A 20,586-nucleotide genomic window follows, 5' to 3' on the forward strand; every position below is an offset into this window, starting at 1 on the left:
GAAGATAAGCCCAAGAAGTGGGCTCCACCTGGTTTTTATAGTAGGAGGAATAAATCAGATAAATTAGTGGAACCTAGTGTACAACAGGATCAAGAAGAGCAACAAGAGGAGGGACCAAGGTCCGTGTTAGAGGCGATGCCTCCTCACTCTGATTAGAATTAGGAATTAAAAATGACAATTGATGAGGTGTATTTTGTTTTGAATCAGTTGGTTAATTCTGTTTTAATGTTAATTGTTGTATTTTTGTTTAAAGCTGTATTAGTATGAGAAATATGTATTTGTTGATATTGATGTTGGTAGGAGTGCCCTGTGTATATGGGCAGTCGGTTATGTCAAATGCTAACTTTGCTAGTGCGGCGTCAGTGGTATATTTAGAGAGTAATCCTTATTTATATTTAAGTGATGCTAAAGTGAGGTTTTATGATGGTTCTAAGTCAAAGTTTATTCCTAAAAAGATTAATAAATATGAAGAAAAGGATGATTTAGAAACGCTTATGCGGAACAAGTATCGCCTCTTAAATAGAAATGTGGTTTTTAATAATGGAGTTGGTATAGATGTTTCTAGTTATTCAAAAAAGGATAAGTATGAAAGAGAGTATAATAATGACTTTAGCTTCTTAGAAAATCTCTTTCTTGATTTATTAATAGGAATATTACCTTAAGTAGGTGTCTTTAAAAGAATGATTATTATTTGTAATAGTTTTAGAGTATTGTAATATGGGTAAAATGTACTTCTATTTGTTGATCTTACTAACTAGTTCTGTAATGTATGGGCAGACTTTATTGTCTAGTCCTAGTTTTCGCAGTTCGGCATCTATTGTTTACTTAAAGGCTAAACCTAAGTTGTATTTAGTAAATGCAGAAGTGAGGTTCTATGCGAATTTTAAGATTAAATATGAGCCTCCTGTAAAGGGTAGATCGGCAGATGAGTTTAATATGGTGAAAGCGATGAGAGAAATAGTAGAGACGTATGATCCGGCAGAATTGGAAGAAGAGGAAGAGGAAAATGAAGAGCAGAGTGGTTATGTGAAAATTCCCTCCGAAAGGGTATATTCAAAAAGTAAGGGGTGGTTAGATGAGGAGAAACGGGCTGATAAAGCTCGCAAAGGTTTTCATAACGCTGTAGGAAGTGCATTGTTGATTATTCTAGGTGGTAAATAAGTATTTATATGCTTATGTAGTACTAATTCTTAATTCCCGTAAGGTGTGTTGATATGAAAAATATGTATTTGTATATATTGATGTTGGTAGGAATGTCTTGTGTATATGGGCAGTCAGTTATGTCTGATATTGATTTTATTAGTTCAGCGTCTATTGTTTATTTAGGTAGCAATCCTAATTTGTATCTAAGTGATGCTAAAGTGCGATTTTATGTTAGTTCTAAGCCAGAGTATCGATTTGAGGAAGAAAATATGTCTGAAGGAGTTAATCTGATAGTGCCTATAATGTATCAAAGAGGAAAGACTTATGTGAGAATTTCCTCCAATCAAGTATCTGGAAAAGGAATTACTGGGTGGTTAGATAAAAAAGAAAGAGCAGATGCCTTTCGTAGGGGAGTAGAAAATACTTTAGGACGTGCACTAGGGTGGATGTTGAGAGGTAGGTAAGATAAGTGGTAATGTATTGTTTCTGAATTAGGTTTTATAGTTATGAAAGAAAAGAATGGTTTGCTTAAGTTAGTAAGTGCTTTGTGTGTAGGTTTTTTATTTCTGTTTACTTTATCTGCTTGTTCTCAGAAGGTAGAGGATGGGTATTATAAGGCTTTCTCTTTTAACAAAGTAGATGAAACTTTAATGTGGGGGGTAACAACTGGTTATATGGAACTTATCGCTGAGGTAGTTCCTTATATTAAAATTGAAGATGGGGATGTAATTACTGATTTCCCAATAGAAACTAGGGAATCGTTAAAAAATTTTAAGAGTTTCACAGGAGCTACATATAATGAAGGACGTTCTCTGTTAGATAGTATTTATAAAGTTAATTTAAAGAATGATACTCTTATGATTACGTTTCATTATGCAGGAACATCTCAACCAACAAAAGAGTTTGTATTTAAATATTTGCCTATATCTAAAGAAGAATACAATGAAGGAGTAAAGAAATTATTTGTTAAGCGAGAGGAGGTTAAACATAGTTTTACGACAATGGATCTATCGGATTTAGATTATAAGCAAAAAAGACCAACTTATCTTAAAGATTATAAAAGTATGAAAGCAATGGTGGATATGTTTTCGCCATATGAAAGTACATCTAATGCAGATCAAATATATACTAATTATAGAATGGTAGATCTAAGAACATTTAAAGATACAACGTACAATTATAAAGAGTTTGAAATAAGTAATAGTAAGGCAATTAACAAGAGTGTTGCAAATATAGATGATATTGTGTTTAATGATTTTTATGTATATGTAGATGTCAACATGGAAACGCAAGGTATAGTACTCGAAAAAAATGAATTGGATAAAAAGTCGATAAAAGAGTTGTTTTTCAAACTAAAAGATAAAAATAAGAATGATGAGTTGACTTTTTTTGGACTTCCAAAAAAAGATAAAGATGGTGTAATTAGCAATATCGGCCATCAATTAGCTGTAAAATGGTACAGTGATTTAAAGAGTGTTACTATGATAATCGATAATATTCCTGAAAGCGTTAGAGATAGAACGGATTATCAAAAAGCATTAGTTACTGATGAATCTAGTTCTAAACAATTAATTCATAGCTTGATATATTATTTGAATTTGATGGAACAAGCAGATGTAAAAGTGTATATAATATCGCCTAGTTTTGATGTGGTCATTAAAGGAAAAAACGAGTATCATAGGCAACAGAGTTTTTATGGTGAACCTCTGTTGAAAGTGTATGAATATGTATGGAGAGGGTATTATGAAAGATAGGAGATTATATTCTGTTTTAGATAGCCTTGAAATTATTAATGATAGTTACTTATCATTGTACGATTATAATTGAATATTGTAAGCAGAATTTTAGAGAGTGGTGTTGTAGTATTTAACAGATATTTACCTGTTTTTAACTTAGGGGATGTTTTGTTTTTTAATGTATTTTGTTGTAATATAGTTAGTTGGTGGGTTTGTGTAGAGTTTAATAAATTCTAAATGAAATGTTTAAATTCCTTGTGTAGACTTCTTGAAATGACGAAATATAAATTATCTTTGCTTCTTTAATAAAAATAATAAAAATGACATTAAATCAGATTTTAACTCCGCAGATAGAGAAAGCGATTCAGCAATTATATGGGGCTACCATAGACAAAGTTGAGTATCAGGCGACAAGAAAAGAGTTTGAAGGCGATATTACTGTAGTTATTTTCCCAATCTTAAGACAGGTAAAGGGAAATCCAGTAGAAATTGGAACGAAAATAGGTGAGTACTTAGTAGAGAATACATCTGTTATAGAGCGGTTTAATGTAGTTAAAGGGTTTTTAAATTTAGTTGTTTCAGATAGTTACTATATCGATTTCTTTAATGCTACACGTAAAGAAGAACACTTCGGATATGTAACACCTGTAGAGGGTGATAAGTCAGTGTTAGTAGAATATTCTTCTCCTAATACAAATAAACCACTTCACTTAGGTCACGTTAGAAATAACTTATTAGGATATGCTGTCGCTGAGATATTAAAAGCTTCAGGTAAAAAAGTATATAAGACACAAATCGTTAACGATAGAGGTATTCATATCTGTAAATCTATGCTAGCTTGGCAACGTTACGGTAATGGTGAGACTCCGGAGTCTACAGGACTTAAAGGAGATAAATTAGTAGGAAACTACTATGTGAAGTTTGATGTGGAGTACAAGAGCGAGATCAAGGAATTGATGGCGCAAGGTATGACAGAAGACGAAGCTAAAAAAGAGGCTCCGATTATCAAAGAAGCGAAGCAAATGCTAGTGGATTGGGAGAATAATAAGCCTGAAGTTATCGAACTGTGGAAAACAATGAACCAATGGGTTTATGATGGATTTGCGGTATCGTATAAAAACTTAGGTGTTGACTTTGATAAAGTGTACTACGAGAGTAATACTTATTTATTAGGGAAAGATGAGGTAGAGAAAGGTATAACACAGGGTGTATTCTTCAGAAAAGAGGATAACTCTGTATGGATCGATCTATCTGATGAAGGACTTGATGAGAAGTTAGTACTTCGTGGGGATGGTACATCTGTATATATGACACAAGATATCGGTACTGCTATACAACGTGTGAATGACTTCGGCGATGTAGGTGGTATGGTGTATACTGTGGGTAATGAGCAAGATTATCACTTTAAAGTATTGTTCTTAATCCTTAAGAAACTTGGTTTTGACTGGGCAGAGAGCTTGTTCCACTTATCATATGGTATGGTAGAGCTTCCTTCTGGTAAGATGAAGAGTAGAGAGGGAACTGTAGTAGATGCTGATGATTTAATGCAAGAGATGGTAGATACTGCTAAGAGCATTTCTGAGGAGTTAGGGAAGTTAGAAGGGTACTCTGAAGAGGAGCGTTCTGAGTTATTCACAACTATCGGAATAGGTGCACTTAAGTATTTTATGCTTAAAGTAGATCCTCGTAAAGGAATGATGTTTAACCCTAAAGAATCTGTAGATTTTGCAGGTAATACTGGGCCATTCATTCAATATACATATGCTCGTATTCAATCAATATTAAGAAAAGCGGACTTTGATTTCTCAACAGAAATTACAGGAATTCCGCTAGATCCAAAAGAGAAAGAATTATTGAAATTACTAGAGGAATTCCCTGTAGTAATTCAAGATGCTGCTCGTACACATAGCCCTGCATTAGTGGCTAACTATGTGTATGAATTGGTTAGAGAATATAACTCGTTTTATCAAACAGTATCTATCTTAGGAGAAGAAGATGCTGTGTTAAAAGCGTTTAGAGTACAAATATCAGAAAAAGTAGGTATGGTGATTAAGGATGCGTTCTCTTTATTAGGGATAGCTGTACCAGACCGAATGTAATCTTTTAAGTATTTTTGTGAAAGTAGAGAAATCATATATGTACCAGTCACTTGCCATTATAGTAATGGCGAGTGGCTTTTTTTTATTTTTTAAGGGAAATTTACCTGAGAAATTGTTTAGTGAAGAGGTGGTCCCTACTAATAATATAGTAGTGGATAGTTTAATGCTTGAAGCTATCGGTGGTGGTGGAACAGAAACGCTAATCAATAAAGATACTTTAAAGGGAGCTGTTAAAGAACCTGCAATAGTAGGTGTCGGGGATGAACGAGTAATCGTGGTGCCTGAAGATGCACTGACTAGTGATGAGGATACAGAGTCTTTTAAGGGGAATATATATTTAGAGAATTTCTTTGCTAGATTATATGCTTTAGAACAACAGAAGGGTAAACGTGTACGTATCGCGTACTACGGTGACTCTATGACTGATGGAGATTTGATTGTACAAGACATGCGTAAGAGCTACCAGGCTAAGTATGGTGGTATGGGGGTAGGATATGTGCCTATTATGTCTGAATCTGCTCAGTCTAGACAGTCTGTTATTCATAAATATTCACCTAACTTCAGAATGGTTTCTTACTTAAATGTGAAGAAACCACAGAAACCTTTCGGTGTATCTGGACAGGTGTATTTCGTTAAGGATACAATCAAACAGACGTGGGTTAGTTATGCAGGTGGAAAGATGCAAAATATGACAACGCTTTATAATCCAACACTTTATTATGGTAGTTCAGGTAATAAAAGAGGAGAAGTAGTAGTTATAACTAATAAAGATACAATCGTTAGAAAGTTGAGTATCAATTCTGAATTGAATAAACTTAAGTTAGCTGACGGTGGTGTAAAGGAGATTAAACTGACGTTTAAACACGCTGATTCAATTCCTATCTACGGAATGGACTTCAGCGGTGCAGGTGGTGTGCAGGTAGATAACTTCTCTAGTAGGGGTAACTCTGGACTGCCATTATCGTTGTTTAAAACGAGTTTAATGCAGAAGTATCAGTCTAATCTAGATTATAGTTTAATCGTGTTACACTACGGTGCGAACGTGCTTAACTATGGAACACTAGATTATTCGTGGTATACGAAGAAAATGAGTGCTGTAGTGGCACACCTTAAGCAATGTTTTCCTAATGCAAGTATTTTAGTAATCTCTGCTGCAGATAAGTCTTCTAAAGTAGATGGTGTGATGCAAACTGATAAAGCTGTAGTGCCATTAGTAAAATCACAACGCAAGTATGCTATGGAAGCGCGTACAGGATTCTTTAACTTATATGATGCTATGGGAGGTAATGGATCTATGATAAAATGGGTGGAGCAAGCTAAGGCAAATAAAGATTATACACACTTTAATCACAAGGGGGCATCTGCTGTAGCTGAGAAGATATTCACAAGATTAGAAGAAGGGTATCAAGAATATAAAAAGAAACATCCAGGTGGGTCATCTGTAGGAGTAGATCATCAATCCGAAGGCGGTAGCAGAGGAGAGTAGTCACTCAAAAAAAAATTGAAAATGAAAAGGAATAAAATTGCTGTTTTTGTAGTAGGTGTTTTATTTCATATTAGTTCTTTCGGTCAATCTCAAGGCAATAGTACTTACGAGTATGATGTGTACAATGGGGATCAGGATAATAAAGAGATAATAGGAAATAAGATTTATTACACAGAACAATTGAATACATTCTTTAGCAAGTTGCAAAAGGTAACGCGTACGAAGAAAGGGAAGATAAATATTGTTCACATAGGGGATTCACATATCCAAGCTGACTTTTTCAGTGGAAGAATGAGGGTTCTACTTCAAAATAAGTTTGGTAACGGAGGTTTAGGATTTGCTTTTCCATATAAATTAGCAAAGACTAATGGTAACGCTTTAGTTAGATATTCGTCTAATGCAGAGTGGAATAGTTATCGAAATATCTATCCAGTTAAAGAATATAATGTAGGACTAAGTGGTATCGCTTTAACTACAATAGATAAGAATGCAGTGATAGAGCTAAGTGTGCGTGATGCTAACTACGGTTTCTCTCGGATGAAGGTGTTTACTCCTTCTAATACGAAGGACTTTAATGTAGGAACTGCTAGTCAGAGTGTGTTCTTAGAGTCTTCTGCTCCTAAAAAGGTCTCTCATCAGATCAAGAAGGGGGAGTCATTAACAGGTATTGCTAATAAGTATGGTGCTTCAGTAGAGTCTATTAAAAAGGCGAACAATATGAAGACAAATACGATACATGCAGGAAAGAAATTAGCTATCCCTACTCAACAAAAAGAGTCAGTTTCTGTAGCTAATAATATGTTTAATGAGCTGTCAGGAGAGAAGAACGATGTATTCTATACTTTTGAAATAGGGCAAGAATTAGATCGTATTTACTTCTATTCTAACAAGCAGGCTGAAGCTTATGACTTAAATGGTGTGGTGCTAGAAAACGATAAGCCAGGAATACTGTATCATACGATCGGTGTGAATGGAGCTAAGTTTTCGGATTATACGAAGTATGATCTGTTCTTTAAACAATTAAGAGGTTTAGAGCCAGACTTAGTAATCGTATCTATGGGAACGAATGAGTCTTTTGATAGAATGGATGCAAAGACATTCCAGAGTCAGGTTAATGCGTTTTTGGAAAAAGTGAAAAAGGTAGCTCCTAATGCTAATGTATTAGTGACTACACCACCGCCATCTTATTTCTCAAAAGACAATCCTAATCATATAGCTGGTGAGCTAGCGAATGAGTTAATCATTAATGGTATCAGCGGCAAATATGCTATCTGGGATTTATATTATAATCTAGGGGGTACATTAGGTCTTTCTTCTTTAAGAGAGAACGGTATGTTATCAAAAGATCTAGTGCACTATACTGTAAAAGGGTATGAATATACAGGGGACCTGTTTTATGAAGCACTTTTAGAGGCTTATAACCAATTTGTTAAACAACAATAGTCTTCTAACTTAAATGAGTCTATTAAATATCGAAATACCAAGTATAACTACTGATCAAGTAATCAGTTGGTTTACTTTTAATCCTAAAGAACCGTTGTTATTTAACTCGGCTTTGTTCTTAGGAATTTTTATTGTGTTTTATCTCTTCTATATATTGATGAGAAAAACCTTTCATATCCGCTTGTTATATGTGACATTGTTCTCATTGTTCTTTTATTACAAGTCAAGTGGTATGTATTTTATCATCTTGATAGGATCATCGCTGATGGACTATTACTTTGCTAATATTATTAATCATACGGTTAATCTGGCGAAGAAGCGACTACTATTAACGATAAGTATAATCGTGAATCTAGGATTATTAGGGTATTTTAAATACACTAATTTCTTCTTAGATGGGATTAACTTGTTTGCGAATACGAAGCTGCACTTAGATGATATAATATTGCCCGTAGGGATATCGTTCTTTACGTTCCAATCGATTAGTTACATCATCGAGATATATCGTAAAGAAATAGAGCCGACTAAGAACTTCTTAGATTATCTATTCTTTATTTCGTTCTTCCCACAGTTAGTGGCTGGACCTATCGTACGTGCTAAAGACTTCTTGCCACAGATATATAAGAATATATATGTGTCTAGAGAGTATGTAAATGAAGGGCTTCTATTAATCATAGGAGGATTATTAAAGAAAGCAGTTATCTCAGATTATATCTCGATTAACTTCGTAGACCGTGTATTTGATTCTCCTAATAGCTATACAGCTTTTGAGAATCTTATGGCATCTTATGGTTATGCTATTCAGATCTACTGTGACTTCTCAGGATATTCTGATATGGCTATAGGTATCGCATTACTGATGGGATATAGACTTCCTATCAACTTTAATGTACCTTACCAGTCTACTTCGATTACAGAGTTCTGGAGAAGATGGCATATATCATTATCTACTTGGTTAAAGGATTTCTTATATATCTCAGTAGGTGGAAATAGAAAAGGTAGCTTCGGTGGATACTTATTCCCTGGTTTATTCTTTATAGGATGTATCGCGTGGGGAGTATATTATGCGAACACTAGTATTATCCCTCTGATCTTAGCTATTGCTTCAGTAGTGATATTCTTGCTTACATTCCTTTTAGCGAAGGACAAGAAGAAGAATATGTACACTAACTTTAACCTTCTAACGACGATGTTATTAGGTGGGTTATGGCACGGAGCTAGTTTGCGTTTTATCGTTTGGGGAGCCTTACACGGTATTGCATTAGCTATCCACAAGATCATTATGGAGTTATTTCCAAGAGCAAAAGGAGTGGAGCCAAATATCTTTTGGAAGATATTCTCTATCTTCTTGACGTTTAACTTTGTTACATTCTGTTGGATTTTCTTTAGAGCGGGATCTTTTGATATTGCACTAGATATTATTAATAATATTGGAAACCTAGAGTTTGATTGGAATGCGTGGACTACCATTGCGATGGGATATAAGAATGCGTTTTTACTTATCGGTATAGGATTCGTATGGCACTATATTCCTAAGTCGTGGATGGCAATACCAAACCAACTGTTTAATATAGCACCAATGTTCGTTAAGGCAGTAGTGTTAGCATTTGTTTTCTGGATTGTATATGCTACAGCAACAGCAGGACCACAACCGTTTATTTACTTCCAATTCTAGTAAAGTAAAAGGTATTATATAAACAAAAACGCCCGATTCACTGAATCGGGCGTTTTTGTTTATATGATGGTGAACTAAACTTGTCTTAGATCAGCACTGTGCTTCGGTGATAGTAATGGTTCTGCGAATTCTATTACCTTTTCATCTTCTAATCCGCTTAGGATAGCATATACATTGCGATAATCAGTTTTACTAGGAACATTGATTACGAAGTATTGATCATTACATACTTCTATCTCTGTGCCAGCATATAGAATCTCGTTATATAAATCTTCTCTGTTATATTTGTCTTTTAGTACTATAACTTGTGCAGTCGTATTCCCTGATGGGGTAGCTACGTGGCGATAAGTTAAGCAGTTTTCCTCACTGTCAAATTCAGCGAAAACAATATCATCACAAGAAAAATCTGGACCATAGAAAGGGATGTTATCTACCTGATATAATCCTTTTTGCTTATCTATTGTCTTTCCCCAAAAAGTCTCGACAGTATTCTCTTCTAAGACATCACTATAATATCTAACTAAGATTTGTTGATATTGCTCTTCCATTGTGTATTGATATTTGTTCTATTTATTTTAATCTTTTGAATAAACATAATCGCTAATTCGCATCAAAGATAAGTCAATCTAAAAAATATTATAGCAAAACAGATGCTTTTGTATTTAGTTTCGCAATTTAAGTTTGAGTAACTTGTTACTTGTTGTAATATAGAGTGTTTTATAATCTTCATTAAAGACACAGTTAGTTGCAATCCCCTTAAAATAAACACGTGCGATAAGGTCTAGTTCTTTACTAAATACCCATAATCCACCTGGTCCTGTAGTAAAGATGTTTCCAAACTTATCTGTGGTTAGTCCTCTCGGTCTATCTTCAGGAGTGCTTATAAATGGTGTATAATCAAAAGTCTTTAAGGTACTGGTGATATGCTTGCTCTTATTAAGTTCGTAGCTATACAGATAAGCTTGTTTATCTAGGAAGTAGGTTACATACATTAATTTGTTATTAGGAGAGAAAGTGATCCCTTCTATATGTAAAGAGCTTTTTAGCAACAACTCTAGTTTGTTTTTGTTCGAAATCTTAAAGAGTCCGTATAATTGTTGTTCATTAAATAGTTCCTGATTTGGAATGATATCAGTAAAATAGATGTTACCTGTATTATCCTGTGTGAAAGTACTAGGGTTAGTCAGTATATGTTGTTTAGGATTATCAATCCAAGCCGTAAAGTTGAATTTAGGATCTCTAATCATTGCATTCATTTTCGCAATCTTCTGTTGCCCATATAAGAAAAGAGTAAGTTCTGCCGTGTGATTTAATAGTAAGACACTAGAGTTAAGTTCTCCGTTCTTAGTATTTGGACCTATAAAATCGATAGATTCTAAGTATGTTTTTGGTTCTTTATAGTGTTCCTTCCAATAGTGTATTTTCTTATTTGGAAAATCAGTGAAAAGCAATAAGTTCTCAGCCTCTATCCATACTGGCGAGTCTGCATATAGCAAGTCTTCTGCTACTATTTCTAGATAGGTATTATCATCAAATATAAGTTGGGCAATAGGATTGACTATTTCTACTTTGCCTATTCTTTTTTGATCAGATGTAGATTTGTTATTATGTTTAAAATTCTTATTCATAATAAGTTGCTTAAAAATACGATGAATAAATATAGTGAAAAATGTTAAGGAAGTACTTGTGGTTTCTAGATTTATTATAAGCTATTTTAGCTGTCTAGGTCTGTTTATAATTAAGAGGAAATAAGTTATCTTTAAACTCTACAAATGGCAGTGCTTATAAATTATAAGAAATCACATTAGATAAATTAGAGCCTAAAATCTGTTACATTTACAACAAAATAACTACTAATAAGAAAAAGAATAACTATGAACTTATTTAGAAAATTATCAGGAGAATTCATTGATATCATTGAATTCTTAGACCCAACACAGAATACGATAGTACACCGTTTTGAACGTTTTCAAAACGAGATAAAGAATAATGCTAAGTTAGTTGTTCGCGAAGGACAGATGGCTGTCTTTATTAATGAGGGACAGTTAGCGGATGTATTCAGCCCGGGAACACATACTCTAAATACACAAAACTTACCTATTCTATCTACTTTAAAAGGATGGAAATATGGATTTAATAGCCCATTTAAGGCAGAGGTATATTTCGTAAGTACAAAGACATTTATCGATCAACGATGGGGAACGAAGAATCCTATAATCTTAAATGATGATCGCTTTGGGATGATCGAAGTGAGGGCTTTTGGAACATATACATTTAAGATTGCTGATCCTGGTAAGTTTATTAAAGAGATAGTAGGTACATCAGGTACTTTTACGACAGAGCAGATTAACGATCAGTTGCGAAGTGCTATTGTTACTCGTTTTACAGATTCTATAGGAGAGGCTAACCTACCTATCGAAACGTATGCAGCAAACTTAAATGAGTTGTCATTGGCAATCTTTGCTTATATGAAGGATGATTTCGAGGTATATGGTATGGATGTAACGAAGTTCTTAATAGAGAACGTATCTATGCCTGAAGATATCAAGAAAGAGATCTTTGAGTTAAGCAGATTAAATCACGTTGATTTAAATAAGTTGATGCAAATGAAGACTGCTAAAGCGATGGAAGCTGCGGCTAATAATCCATCAGGAGTAGCAGGTGCAGGAGTAGGAATGGGAGCAGGGTTTGCTATGGCTAATCAGTTTGGTCAAGCAATGGCTCAAGGACAAACGACTACACAAGGACAAGGTGCTCAACCTGTAGCTAATACACCTCCGCCAATACCAGGTGCGGTGACTGTTAGTTACTTTGTCGCTGTTAATGGACAACAAGCAGGTCCGTTTGATTTAGAAGGATTAAGGCAGATGGCAGGCAACGGTCAGTTGCTAAGAGATACCCTTGTTTGGAAAAACGGAATGGGGACTTGGGAGAAAGCAGGTGATCAAGGTGATTTAAGCGCTGTATGGGGACAAACACCTCCGCCGTTACCAAATATGTAATTTAAATAAAATAGGCGTTAAAACTAATTATAGCGCCTATTTTTATTGCTTCCTTGAAGTGATAAAGTCCAAAAGGAATAACGTATCTATTAATATCTATAGAAGTGTCATCAGAAGAAGAATTAAAGCTGAATACATCAGAGTCTACACCTTGTAGTTCTTGTGGAGGACCGATGTCATATAAGCCAAGTGCTCAAGCATTGGTATGTGAGTATTGTGGTAGTGTAAGAGAAATAGAGCAAGGCGAAGAAGTATTAAATGAGCTTGACTTTGAAAGCTTTATGGAAAGCTATGAGAAAGAGAGTTTTAATACAACTAAAGTAGTAGAGTGTAGTAATTGTCACGCTACCTCTACAGTAGATGAGAATTTAAAGTCTATGGCGTGCCCATACTGTGCAAGCCCTTTAGTGGAGCAAGATGTACATGAGGAACGCTATGTCAAGCCAGAGTATGTAGCTCCCTTTACTGTTGATAGAGGACAAGTAGGTGGTATCTTACAGAAATGGATAAGTAGCCTGTGGTTTGCGCCAAATAAGATAAAGAGAGGGATATTCTCTGCTGATAATCTGAGGGGAATATATGTGCCTTTCTGGACGTATGATATGCAAACACATACTGATTATAGTGGTGAGCGTGGTACTGAATATTATGTTACAGTAGGAAGTGGTGACAATAAGAAAAGGGTACGTCGCGTGTCGTGGACTAATGTGAGAGGTGCTGTGGCGAACTTTTACGATGATGTATTAGTTACAGGAAGTAAGACACTTGATGTGAAATTACTAAGTTCTATCTCTACAGGTTGGGATCCAAAAGCAGTACATAAGATTAAACCAGATTATCTAAGTGGATTTATTACTGAGAAGTATCAAGTAGACGTAAAAGAAGCTTATGATAAGGCAAGGGATATCGTGTATCAGTATGAAAGGGAAAGTGTAAGGAGAGATATTGGTGGTGATGAACAACGTATACATAATATGAATACCGAACTGTCAGCCATTACTTTTAAGCATATCTTATTACCACTATATGTTAGTTCATTTGGCTTTGGAAATAAGCAATATACCTTTTATGTCAATGGGGTAACAGGTAGAATAACAGGTGAGCGTCCATATAGTACTATGAAAATAGTCTTCGCTGTTTTAGTAGGATTGATTGTTCTAGGATTCTTAATCTATTTGTTTCAGGATGCTTAAATCATAGAAATGAAACAGAACACTAAAATATTCGGTAAGGTAGTATTAGTCATACTTGCTGTTATTGCAATAGCAATAGGTGGTTTGTACTGTTATCTTACTTATTTAGATCGATCAAAACAACCCACTCAATTATCAAATAAGAATGAAACTATCGAAGTAATGTATATCAATTGGGCTTGTGATTGTGCAGATTTTATTGATACCTCTTTACTTGTAGAAGGGTATGAAATAAGTGCAAACGACTGTCTATTTATAGAACCTGTTTCTAAGGAGATAGCGATTAATGAAGATAGTTTGTATAAGAAACAATTCGAATATTTCATTAAGTTAAAAGGACTGTATTATATCGATGAAGGTGTACCCGATAGTTATGAACGCAAGGTTAGTGAACCTATGGCAGCTCCTAATAAAGCTAAAGTATTTCGATATAGTTCATATGAATATGTGAAGAAGAAATAAAACAATAAAGCCTCCCATAAGGAGGCTTTACTATTTATATAAGCTATATATTATTTAGCATTGTTTTCTTCAATCCACTCACGTGCGTTAGTGAATGCTTCCATCCAAGGAGAAACTTCATCTTTTCTTCCTTCTGGATAGTTAGCCCAGTGCCATTGGAATAATGAACGCTCGATGTGAGGCATCATTACTAAGTGGCGTCCTGTAGTATCACACATCATCGCTGTGTTAAAGTCAGAACCATTAGGGTTAGCAGGGTAAGCGTCATAAGCATACTTCGCTACGATGCGGTATTTATCTTCTGTTTCAGGTAAGTTGAACTTTCCTTCTCCGTGAGAAACCCATACTCCTAAAGTACTTCCTTTTAAAGTAGAAAGCATAATAGAGTTGTTCTCTTGGATTGTAACAGAAGTAAAGATACTCTCGTGTTTTTGAGAATCGTTGTGTTGCATCTTACCGTGTACTTCGTGCTCAGGGTTGATTAACTCTAACTCCATAAACAACTGACATCCGTTACAGATACCTACTGATAAAGTGTCTTTACGAGCGAAGAAGTTCTTTAATGCAGTATTTGCCTTCTCGTTATACATAAATGCACCAGCCCATCCTTTAGCAGATCCCAATACATCTGAGTTAGAGAATCCACCTACAGCTCCAATAAATTGGATATCTTCAAGTGTTTCTCTTCCTGAGATAAGGTCAGTCATATGAACGTCTTTTACATCAAAACCAGCTAAGAACATTGCGTTAGCAACTTCTCTCTCTGAGTTACTACCTTTCTCGCGAATGATAGCAGCCTTTGGTCTTGGTTTAGAAGCGTCAATAGCGGGTTTCTTACCGTCAAACTGAGCAGGGAAGCTGAAGTTTAAAGGTTGTACTTTATAGTTGTTATAACGATCTGTCGCTTTGTTATTCTTTGTTTGTTTTTGGTCTAATAAGTAAGACGTTTTAGCCCAAGTATCTCTGATAGCAGGTACACTAAATGTAAAGCTATCTGTTCCATTAGTGAATGATACTTTCTCATCTGTAGTCACTGTACCGATCTTAGTAGCGATTACTCCTTTAGCAGCTAAAGCTTGTTCTAAAGTAGCGTCGTCTTTTGCTTGAACGATAAGCGCGATGTTCTCGTTGAACAATGCTTTTACAGTATCTTTTTCGTTTAATGCAGTTAAGTCGTACTTAGCACCTAAGTTAGTGTCAGCGAAAGTCATCTCTAAAAGAGAAGTAACTAAACCACCACTTCCGATATCGTGTCCAGCAGCTATTTGTTCGTTAGCTACTAATTCTTGAATAGCGTTAAAAGCATTCTTGAAGTAAGCACCGTCAGTTATAGTTGGAACCTCTTGACCTATTTTGTTTAATACTTGTGCAAAAGAAGAACCTCCTAATTTGAAGTTATCTTTAGATAAGTTGATATAGTATATAGAACCAGCGTTTTTCTTTAAAGTAGGTTCTACTATTTTAGTAATATCTGTACAGTTAGCAGCTGCAGAGATGATAACAGTACCAGGAGCAATAACCTCGTCATTAGGGTATTTCTGCTTCATAGATAAAGAATCTTTTCCTGTAGGGATATTGATTCCTAATTCGATAGCGAAGTCAGAACAAGCTTTTACAGCTTTGTATAGACGAGCGTCTTCTCCAGCATTGTTACACGCCCACATCCAGTTAGCTGATAAGGAAACGTTCTTGATACCTTCTTTAAGAGGAGCCCAAACGATATTAGATAAAGCCTCAGCGATAGCGTTTCTACTTCCTGCTGCAGGATCTATGATAGCTACGATAGGAGCGTGTCCTACAGTAGTAGCAATACCTTCTTTACCTTTATAATCAAGTGCCATAGCACCTAAGTTGTTAAGAGGTAACTGTAATGGACCAGTACATTGTTGTTTAGCCACACGACCACCTACACAACGGTCTACTTTATTAGTTAACCAATCTTTAGAAGCTACAGCCTCTAATTGTAATAATAGGTTTAAGTATTCTTCTACGTTTGCTACAGAGTAATCTAAGTCAGCATACACACGGTTGATCGTTTTATCATCCATGATTGTCTTAGGAGAACTACCGAACATATCTTCGATAGCGAAGTCCATAGGCTTATCACCTTTTGTTTTCGACTCTATAGTAAATCTGTGATCATTAGTAATCTCACCTACCGTGTACATCGGAGCACGTTCTCTCTCAGCTATTCTAGCTAAAGTATCGATGTCTTTTTGTCCGATTACTAATCCCATTCTCTCTTGAGACTCGTTACCGATAATCTCTTTAGCAGATAGGGTAGGGTCTCCCACAGGAAGATTATCTAAGTTGATATGTCCACCTGTTTCTTCTACTAATTCTGATAGACAGTTTAAGTGTCCACCTGCACCGTGATCGTGAATAGATACGATAGGGTTATGTTCAGCTTCTACCATCGCACGGATAGCATTAGCAGCACGTTTTTGCATTTCAGGGTTAGAACGTTGGATCGCGTTTAACTCTATTCCAGAACCAAAAGCACCTGTGTTAGCAGAAGATACTGCTGCACCACCCATACCGATTCTGTAGTTCTCACCACCTAAGATTACCACTTGGTCACCTACAGATGGTTTGTGTTTTAACGCTTGGTCAAGTTTACCATATCCGATACCACCAGCTTGCATAATCACTTTGTCAAACCCTAATTTACGAGCCTCTTCTTCGTGCTCGAATGTAAGGATAGAACCTGTGATAAGTGGTTGTCCGAATTTGTTACCGAAGTCAGAAGCACCGTTAGAAGCCTTGATTAAGATATCAATAGGCGTTTGGTATAACCACGCTCTTTCATCCATTGCTTGTTCCCAAGGGCGGTTCTCTTCTAAGCGAGAGTAAGACGTCATATAGATCGCTGTACCTGCTAATGGTAGTGAACCTTGTCCTCCAGCCAGACGGTCACGTATCTCACCTCCTGATCCTGTAGCAGCACCATTGAACGGTTCTACAGTAGTAGGGAAGTTGTGTGTTTCTGCTTTTAATGAGATCACAGAGTCAAACTCAGTCTCTGCATAGAAGTCAGGTTTGTCTGCTGATTTAGGAGCGAACTGCGTTACTCTTGGTCCTTTGACAAAGGCAACGTTATCTTTATACGCTGATACAATCTCGTTTGGATTTAATTCAGACGTTTTTCTAATCAATTTGAATAGAGAAGTAGGTTGTTCTTCTCCGTCGATAATGAATGTACCATTAAATATCTTGTGACGACAGTGCTCAGAGTTCACCTGAGAGAATCCGAATACCTCAGAATCTGTTAACTTACGTTCAAGTTTAGTAGATAATTCATTTAAGTAAGTAATCTCTTCGTCGTTTAAAGCTAAACCTTCTTGTGCATTGTATTTAGCGATATCATCAATGTAGTTGATTGCTTCTGGAGCAATATTGATAGCGAAGATGTCTTGGTGTAATGCATCAAACTCTTGCGAAAGCATTGGGTCAAATGTATCACACTTTTCTGCTTTTACGAATTCCTCGATGCGAATAATACCAGTGATACCCATATTCTGAGTAATCTCTACTGCATTTGTACTCCATGGAGTAACCATCGTAGCGCGTGGACCGACAAATTTAGTGTTGATTGTTTTCTCGTTGATGTGCTTGGCATTGCCAAATAACCAATTTAACTTTTGGATATCTTCATTAGATAAGTTGTTCTCCACTTGTACAGTGTAGAACTTTCTCGAAGGGTTTTCGAAGAAATAAATCATTACGTTAAGAATATTTAGTTGTTGTTGTAATGCACAAAAATAGTCTAAATAATAAGATTTTAAAAATTAATATTTCACTGTTTTATGAAACAGAAAGCTCCTGTAGTAATACAAGAACTTTTATAGGAATAACACTGTGATTTAATCGATTTTCTTATACTTCATCCATAAGAATAATACTCTTTTAAATGAAGCTAATGAGTATAAGTAGGTCAGTATAAAACCAGGTTTACCTTCAAAAAAACTTCCTTTAATCAATCCTCTATAAAAGAATGTAGATAGTGGACGAGTGAAGAATGCTATCTTGTAAGCTTTTTTTCCTTGTGTATAGTCTATATAGCTAAGTACTTGTTGCTTTATATCTAGCTCTAGATGAAAGTTGTCAAAGGGCTGTTGACTACTAATATGTATTGGCGCTACTAGTTTTTGGTGATCTGAGAAGCGAATAGTGTTATTAGCTAGCCCGTCTGAGTGAAATAAATATAATGCAGGCTCTTTCGTATAGCCGCCCTTCTTTATGTCACGCCCTAAGAATTCTACTTTTTCTTTTTCTTTATAATACAGTATTGTAGTTGATCCAGCAGAAGTGACGATAGAAGCTATTTCTGCGTATAATGCTTCTGTTATCTGATAGTGCATAGGAATACACACATTCCATCCTTTATTATTTAAGTAAAGGGTATGAAATTCTAAAAACAAATTAGGCGTATCCACAGGGATAAGCGTTAACTCAACACCATTAACGTTCGTTTGATTGATCTTGTGTTTATCTTGTATCGGTATAAAGAGGTTAATGTGACTAACTTCTTTAGGTAATGATTCTATCCAACTTATTAAGTCAATAGTGTTTTGGTAAATGCTAGTAAGTGTGATTTTCATATTTTATATATACAACCTCTGTATAAAGTTTATTTTATTCTTGTTTTCGATGCATACAAAAAGTGTATTTTTGTACAACTATTTATACTAATTTATTCTATGAGCAAGCTTCCTATTTTAATGTATCACAATGTTCAAAATGATTCAGAACAGTTAAAACAATTCTCTATCCATTGTAAATTATTGGAAGAACAATTAAAATATTTTGCTCAGCACAATTATAGTACTCTTCACTTTAGTGAGTTAGATACACTAACTACACTACCTAAGAAGAGTGTTGTTATTACTTTTGATGATGTAACAGTAAATCAGTTAGAATACGCTGTTCCATTATTAGAAAAGTATAATTTAAAAGCGACCTTCTTTATTCCCTTTTACTATCTAGGTAAGTCTGATGAGTGGAATGACAGTTCAGTGCCTATTATGACAGCAGATCAAGTAAAGTCATTACCATCGTGTATAGAACTGGGATATCACTCTTATAAGCATCGTCGTTATGCTTCTTTGACTCCAGAGGAAGTTATTCAGGACTTTATAGACAGTAATCAAGTGATCCTAGAGAATGACTTTAAAGTATATCCTGTATTAGCCTACCCATTTGGTAATTTTCCTAGAAAGGATCCAGAGAGAAGTGCTTTTTTCGATATAATAAGAACGTATAAGATGAAGTATGCTGTGCGTATAGGTAACCGTTTGAGTCAATATCCTTTCGGGGCACCTTATGAGATTAATCGTATTGATATCAAAGGAACTGAAAGTATGCTTGGATTCAAGTGGAAACTAAACATAGGCAAGCTATTTTAAGCCTTTCTGTAACAGCATCAACTTTAAATACCTAGCGAATACCCCATAAGCATCTAATGCTGCGCCAGCTAGACCAGCCGTTTTATCTAAATATCCCCTTTTTATAAAGTAGATGTGAAAGAATCGATAGAATGGCTTAAATGCTAAATGATAGTAAGTCACCTTTTTATTCTTCTTAAATAGCTCTGCTGCTTGAAACCAAGAGTATAATTCTTTTTTAGCCATATAATGGAATATTCCTTTATAGGTTAAGTGTAATACATGATGTTTTAAGATACCTGTTTTACCAGCTGTAGTATGTAGCTTCTCATGTACTTCTCCTGTGAAGTGTACTTCTTTATTTAGGACTAAGCGCGTTACTTTATCAGCTTTATGAAATAGAAACTCGTTGATAAAGAAATGTGGGAATCTAAGTTTAAAAGCCGTAAATTCTCCTGGAGTTGCTATTGCATCTAATATTTCCGTTTGAAGTGATTTTGTAACTCTTTCATCTGCATCTAAAAATAATATCCATTCCCCTTTTGCATGAGGAATAGCAAAGTTTTTTTGTGTTGAAAAGTTCTTAAATTTATTCTGTAGTACAGTACAGTTTAATTCCTTTGCTATCTCTACAGTAGCATCATTACTATATGAATCAATTATAATCACCTCATCAGCAAAGCTCACTGATTTAATAGCATCAGCTATGTATTTTTCTTCGTTATAAGTAGGTATTATAACACTTAATTTCATGATTGCTTATTTAGGCTGTAAAAATACTTGTTAGGGATATATAATATCTGTAGAATTATATTAGTGGTTTTTATATTTGTTAAGTGGTTTTTTTAAAATAAAGTTTCAGTAAAAATACATCAAAGATTAATAACAGGCAAAACGGCTGTAAATAAAGACTTTACAGCCGTTTTATGATTTTTTGGTAATGAGGTAAAAAGCAGTAAAAAG

At 35.1% G+C, this 20,586-nt stretch carries 17 protein-coding genes; 12 read left to right on the forward strand and 5 right to left on the reverse strand.

Going from position 1 to position 20,586, the window contains the following annotated elements:
- Positions 1–263: 263 nt before the first annotated feature.
- The 8 genes from CF599_RS16325 (at position 264) to CF599_RS16360 (ending at position 9,582) form a co-directional block, all read left to right on the forward strand.
- Entirely contained in the window at positions 264–662 is a 399-nt protein-coding gene (locus CF599_RS16325; RefSeq protein ID WP_121967040.1) for a hypothetical protein, read from the forward strand.
- A 55-nt stretch (positions 663–717) separates the two neighbouring features.
- Entirely contained in the window at positions 718–1,161 is a 444-nt protein-coding gene (locus tag CF599_RS16330; protein ID WP_121967041.1) for a hypothetical protein, read from the forward strand.
- A 53-nt stretch (positions 1,162–1,214) separates the two neighbouring features.
- Entirely contained in the window at positions 1,215–1,607 is a 393-nt protein-coding gene (locus tag CF599_RS16335) for a hypothetical protein (protein ID WP_143824825.1), read from the forward strand.
- Positions 1,608–1,649: 42 nt separating this feature from the next.
- Positions 1,650–2,897, forward strand: coding sequence for a hypothetical protein (locus tag CF599_RS16340; protein ID WP_121967043.1), 1,248 nt, complete (start codon positions 1,650–1,652; stop codon positions 2,895–2,897).
- 302 nt (positions 2,898–3,199) lie between these two features.
- On the forward strand, positions 3,200–4,978 hold the full coding sequence (gene argS, locus CF599_RS16345) for an arginine--tRNA ligase (protein ID WP_121967044.1): 1,779 nt from the start codon (positions 3,200–3,202) through the stop codon (positions 4,976–4,978).
- Positions 4,979–4,994: 16 nt separating this feature from the next.
- Positions 4,995–6,464 carry a hypothetical protein gene (locus CF599_RS16350; protein WP_254050341.1) on the forward strand — a complete coding sequence of 490 codons (1,470 nt, stop codon included), beginning with the start codon at positions 4,995–4,997 and terminating at the stop codon, positions 6,462–6,464.
- Positions 6,465–6,485: 21 nt separating this feature from the next.
- Complete coding sequence (locus CF599_RS16355; RefSeq protein WP_121967046.1) at positions 6,486–7,907, forward strand: LysM peptidoglycan-binding domain-containing protein; 1,422 nt, start codon at positions 6,486–6,488, stop codon at positions 7,905–7,907.
- A gap of 13 nt (positions 7,908–7,920) precedes the next feature.
- Positions 7,921–9,582, forward strand: coding sequence for an MBOAT family protein (locus tag CF599_RS16360; protein ID WP_121967047.1), 1,662 nt, complete (start codon positions 7,921–7,923; stop codon positions 9,580–9,582).
- Between the two features lie 74 nt (positions 9,583–9,656).
- Here the strand turns inward: CF599_RS16360 and CF599_RS16365 are convergent, their stop codons facing one another.
- Positions 9,657–10,130, reverse strand: a complete 474-nt coding sequence (locus CF599_RS16365) for a DUF4265 domain-containing protein (RefSeq protein WP_121967048.1) — start codon at positions 10,128–10,130, stop codon at positions 9,657–9,659.
- A 114-nt stretch (positions 10,131–10,244) separates the two neighbouring features.
- Positions 10,245–11,210, reverse strand: a complete 966-nt coding sequence (locus tag CF599_RS16370; protein WP_121967049.1) for an SMP-30/gluconolactonase/LRE family protein — start codon at positions 11,208–11,210, stop codon at positions 10,245–10,247.
- A 246-nt stretch (positions 11,211–11,456) separates the two neighbouring features.
- Here CF599_RS16370 and CF599_RS16375 point away from each other — a divergent pair, with 246 nt between their 5' ends.
- The 3 genes from CF599_RS16375 to CF599_RS16385 all read left to right on the forward strand — a co-directional run bounded on the left by CF599_RS16375 (position 11,457) and on the right by CF599_RS16385 (position 14,239).
- Positions 11,457–12,584 carry an SPFH domain-containing protein gene (locus CF599_RS16375; RefSeq protein ID WP_121967050.1) on the forward strand — a complete coding sequence of 376 codons (1,128 nt, stop codon included), beginning with the start codon at positions 11,457–11,459 and terminating at the stop codon, positions 12,582–12,584.
- 104 nt (positions 12,585–12,688) lie between these two features.
- Positions 12,689–13,777 (forward strand): hypothetical protein, encoded by a 1,089-nt coding sequence (locus tag CF599_RS16380; protein WP_121967051.1) that lies wholly within the window; start codon positions 12,689–12,691, stop codon positions 13,775–13,777.
- A 9-nt stretch (positions 13,778–13,786) separates the two neighbouring features.
- On the forward strand, positions 13,787–14,239 hold the full coding sequence (locus tag CF599_RS16385) for a hypothetical protein (RefSeq protein WP_254050342.1): 453 nt from the start codon (positions 13,787–13,789) through the stop codon (positions 14,237–14,239).
- 50 nt (positions 14,240–14,289) lie between these two features.
- Here the strand turns inward: CF599_RS16385 and purL are convergent, their stop codons facing one another.
- Positions 14,290–17,961 carry a phosphoribosylformylglycinamidine synthase gene (gene purL, locus CF599_RS16390; protein WP_121967052.1) on the reverse strand — a complete coding sequence of 1,224 codons (3,672 nt, stop codon included), beginning with the start codon at positions 17,959–17,961 and terminating at the stop codon, positions 14,290–14,292.
- 141 nt (positions 17,962–18,102) lie between these two features.
- Positions 18,103–18,840 (reverse strand): hypothetical protein, encoded by a 738-nt coding sequence (locus tag CF599_RS16395; RefSeq protein WP_121967053.1) that lies wholly within the window; start codon positions 18,838–18,840, stop codon positions 18,103–18,105.
- 99 nt (positions 18,841–18,939) lie between these two features.
- Between CF599_RS16395 and CF599_RS16400 the strand changes: the two genes are divergently transcribed.
- Positions 18,940–19,644, forward strand: coding sequence for a polysaccharide deacetylase family protein (locus CF599_RS16400; protein WP_121967054.1), 705 nt, complete (start codon positions 18,940–18,942; stop codon positions 19,642–19,644).
- Here the strand turns inward: CF599_RS16400 and CF599_RS16405 are convergent.
- Positions 19,636–20,376, reverse strand: a complete 741-nt coding sequence (locus CF599_RS16405; protein WP_254050343.1) for a glycosyltransferase family 2 protein — start codon at positions 20,374–20,376, stop codon at positions 19,636–19,638. The genes CF599_RS16400 and CF599_RS16405 overlap by 9 nt on opposite strands.
- Positions 20,377–20,586: the final 210 nt, after the last annotated feature.

Source organism: Myroides sp. N17-2 (assembly GCF_002286775.1).
Classification (GTDB): domain Bacteria; phylum Bacteroidota; class Bacteroidia; order Flavobacteriales; family Flavobacteriaceae; genus Flavobacterium.

Excerpts from the sequence above, each read along its gene's own strand:
- CF599_RS16325 (WP_121967040.1), top strand. The coding sequence starts at position 264 with ATGAGAAATATGTATTTGTTGATATTGATGTTGGTAGGAGTGCCCTGT.
- CF599_RS16330 (WP_121967041.1), top strand. The coding sequence starts at position 718 with ATGGGTAAAATGTACTTCTATTTGTTGATCTTACTAACTAGTTCTGTA.
- CF599_RS16335 (WP_143824825.1), top strand. The coding sequence starts at position 1,215 with ATGAAAAATATGTATTTGTATATATTGATGTTGGTAGGAATGTCTTGT.
- CF599_RS16340 (WP_121967043.1), top strand. The coding sequence starts at position 1,650 with ATGAAAGAAAAGAATGGTTTGCTTAAGTTAGTAAGTGCTTTGTGTGTA.
- argS (WP_121967044.1), top strand. The coding sequence starts at position 3,200 with ATGACATTAAATCAGATTTTAACTCCGCAGATAGAGAAAGCGATTCAG.
- CF599_RS16355 (WP_121967046.1), top strand. The coding sequence starts at position 6,486 with ATGAAAAGGAATAAAATTGCTGTTTTTGTAGTAGGTGTTTTATTTCAT.
- CF599_RS16360 (WP_121967047.1), top strand. The coding sequence starts at position 7,921 with ATGAGTCTATTAAATATCGAAATACCAAGTATAACTACTGATCAAGTA.
- CF599_RS16365 (WP_121967048.1), bottom strand. The coding sequence starts at position 10,130 with ATGGAAGAGCAATATCAACAAATCTTAGTTAGATATTATAGTGATGTC.
- CF599_RS16370 (WP_121967049.1), bottom strand. The coding sequence starts at position 11,210 with ATGAATAAGAATTTTAAACATAATAACAAATCTACATCTGATCAAAAA.
- CF599_RS16375 (WP_121967050.1), top strand. The coding sequence starts at position 11,457 with ATGAACTTATTTAGAAAATTATCAGGAGAATTCATTGATATCATTGAA.
- CF599_RS16385 (WP_254050342.1), top strand. The coding sequence starts at position 13,787 with ATGAAACAGAACACTAAAATATTCGGTAAGGTAGTATTAGTCATACTT.
- purL (WP_121967052.1), bottom strand. The coding sequence starts at position 17,961 with ATGATTTATTTCTTCGAAAACCCTTCGAGAAAGTTCTACACTGTACAA.
- CF599_RS16395 (WP_121967053.1), bottom strand. The coding sequence starts at position 18,840 with ATGAAAATCACACTTACTAGCATTTACCAAAACACTATTGACTTAATA.
- CF599_RS16400 (WP_121967054.1), top strand. The coding sequence starts at position 18,940 with ATGAGCAAGCTTCCTATTTTAATGTATCACAATGTTCAAAATGATTCA.
- CF599_RS16405 (WP_254050343.1), bottom strand. The coding sequence starts at position 20,376 with ATGAAATTAAGTGTTATAATACCTACTTATAACGAAGAAAAATACATA.